The sequence below is a fragment of the Chryseobacterium contaminans genome (assembly GCF_001684955.1).
In the GTDB taxonomy this organism is placed as follows: domain Bacteria; phylum Bacteroidota; class Bacteroidia; order Flavobacteriales; family Weeksellaceae; genus Chryseobacterium; species Chryseobacterium contaminans.
This window is the reverse complement of the sequence record NZ_MAYF01000189.1, coordinates 1-2004: the sequence shown is the minus strand read 5'-3', so window position 1 is coordinate 2004 and position 2004 is coordinate 1. Positions and strand designations below refer to the sequence as shown.

Here is a 2004-nt window from a genome sequence, read left to right as displayed (position 1 = left end):
TGAAGGCAGAGCTGGCAAGTCCTACCGCTGTATTTTTACTGATGAGAAGGTCTTTAACTTCCGAAGTAAGCTGTTTGGCAATGACATCCTTTCTAAGAACTACTTTTTCATCACCGTCTTCATCTACTTTTTCCTGGAGATACTGATCACTTAGGCCGTTGGTGAACGCACTAAGGCTTTCTTTTGTATTTTTAAAAGTAAGAAGGTTTTCCAGATCATTAATTTCACCTTGGAGCAGCTTTTTCTTTCTCCTTAATTCTTCTATGCTTTCGTATCTTCTACTCATGGCTTGAATGATTTAAAAATTTAATAACCTGATCTGCAACAGTATTCACAATTTTGCTTTTGAATGCAATAACAAAAGCCATTACTAATGCATAGAATGCCGCAACAATTAAGAAACCGTACGAGTAATTATCCAATGCTTTTCCGATAAGAAAAGCAATCCCAAAGTTGAAAAGGATAATAAAAAAAGCAAAAGCAACAAGCAGTACTACAAAGTAGGTAATGAGCCCGGCAGAAAGGGAAGACTTTTCTGTAGCTTCTATTTTCAGAAGGTCTATTCTCTTCGAGGCGTATTCTTTAATAGTTTCTATCATTGTTTTTTTTTAAAGTTACAAAAAAAGGAACTTTCGCACAAAAGTTCCTTTCTGTAATTTACTTAAAAAAGATAAATTACTTATGATTTAAGATCGTTCAGTTCTGCTTCTACGTCTTTTACTACGTCTGCAGTTTTAGAAACAATCTGATCTTTGTATTTGTCATATCCGTCTTTCACAGTATGTGCTACGTTGTTAGCCGTTTCTTTGAAAGTAGAAGAAATATTACCATACTGGTCTTTCACTTTTTCAGAAACCTCCCCGTATTTGTTTTTAGCCTGATCTTTAAGATCGTTTGCTTTATTTTTGATCTTTTTTCTGGTTTCCTTTCCTTCTTCCGGTGCATATAACATTCCTAAGATTACACCTGCTGCAGCACCTGCAAGAAGTCCCGCTAATATACCTGCTGTATTTTTTCCGTTTTTAGACATTTTAAGTTTTTTAATAGTTAATAATAGATTAGTTTTTACACTAATAAAACTTACAATTTGTATACCAAAGGAGGCTGTATGCCTATTAAAAATTGTTAAATCTTTTTGATGTAAGAAAGAATAAGTTCTATAGTTTCTTCCTTGGAAAGCTCAGAATTATCAATTACGATAGCATCGTCAGCTTTCTTCAATGGAGCTATTTCACGCTCACTATCGATTTTATCTCTTTCAATGAGGTTTTGTTTTACCTGCTCTTTATCAGCTTCAATTCCCAGCCCTTTTAATTCAAGAAATCGTCTGTTGGTTCTTTCATTAATGCTGGCAGTAAGGAAGAACTTATAGTCCGCATTGGGCAGAACTACTGTCCCTATGTCACGTCCGTCCATGATAACACCTCCTTTTTCTGCTATAGAACGTTGAGATTGTAATAAATAATCTCTTACTTCTTTTTGTTTGGCTACAAGGCTTACATTATCAGAAACTTCATTGGTACGGATTTCCTTGGAAATATCTACATTGTTAAGATAAAGCACAAGCGTTCCGTCATTGTTTTTAAATTCAAGATGAACCTGATCTAAAGATGAAAACAAAGTGTTCAGATCAATTTTGCTTTCTTCATTCAAACAATTTTGAAGGGCGAACCAGGTAACTCCTCTGTAAAGTGCTCCTGTATCCATATGAATAAGTCCCAGCTTATCAGCAATGATTTTGGAGATAGAACTTTTTCCGGTAGACGAGTACCCATCGATAGCTATTACAGGTTTTTTCATGCTGCAAATTTCAAGATTTTTTTTAGAAAATCAAGAACTAATAAGAAATTTTAAGAGGTATTTAAGAATTTTTCTATTCTCCTGCGTGGCTCGAAAGATCCATGGAAACACCTATCTGGTTGACATTAGAAGAGTTGTGATATCTTATGTGGGCATAATCTATACGGAATCTTGAAACTTTAATTCCGAATCCGCCTGAAAGTC

The 2004-nt window shown here is 34.8% G+C and carries 3 protein-coding genes and 1 pseudogene; all 4 read right to left on the bottom strand.

The annotated features are described in order from the left end of the window. Positions 1-286, bottom strand: a pseudogene (locus BBH99_RS11270) (phosphoribosyl-ATP pyrophosphatase); the annotation flags it as partial. Next, positions 279-599 carry a phage holin family protein gene (locus tag BBH99_RS11265; RefSeq protein WP_066695561.1) on the bottom strand — a complete coding sequence of 107 codons (321 nt, stop codon included), beginning with the start codon at positions 597-599 and terminating at the stop codon, positions 279-281. The gene BBH99_RS11265 and the pseudogene BBH99_RS11270, both read right to left, overlap by 8 nt. Before the next feature lie 80 nt (positions 600-679). Next, entirely contained in the window at positions 680-1030 is a 351-nt protein-coding gene (locus tag BBH99_RS11260; protein ID WP_066695560.1) for a YtxH domain-containing protein, read from the bottom strand. A gap of 95 nt (positions 1031-1125) precedes the next feature. After that, positions 1126-1800 carry a (d)CMP kinase gene (gene cmk / locus BBH99_RS11255; RefSeq protein ID WP_066695555.1) on the bottom strand — a complete coding sequence of 225 codons (675 nt, stop codon included), beginning with the start codon at positions 1798-1800 and terminating at the stop codon, positions 1126-1128. Positions 1801-2004: the final 204 nt, after the last annotated feature.

What these genes read in the sequence shown, in the direction of transcription:
- BBH99_RS11265 (WP_066695561.1), bottom strand. Translation starts at nt 599, where the DNA reads ATGATAGAAACTATTAAAGAATACGCCTCGAAGAGAATAGACCTTCTG.
- BBH99_RS11260 (WP_066695560.1), bottom strand. Translation starts at nt 1,030, where the DNA reads ATGTCTAAAAACGGAAAAAATACAGCAGGTATATTAGCGGGACTTCTT.
- cmk (WP_066695555.1), bottom strand. Translation starts at nt 1,800, where the DNA reads ATGAAAAAACCTGTAATAGCTATCGATGGGTACTCGTCTACCGGAAAA.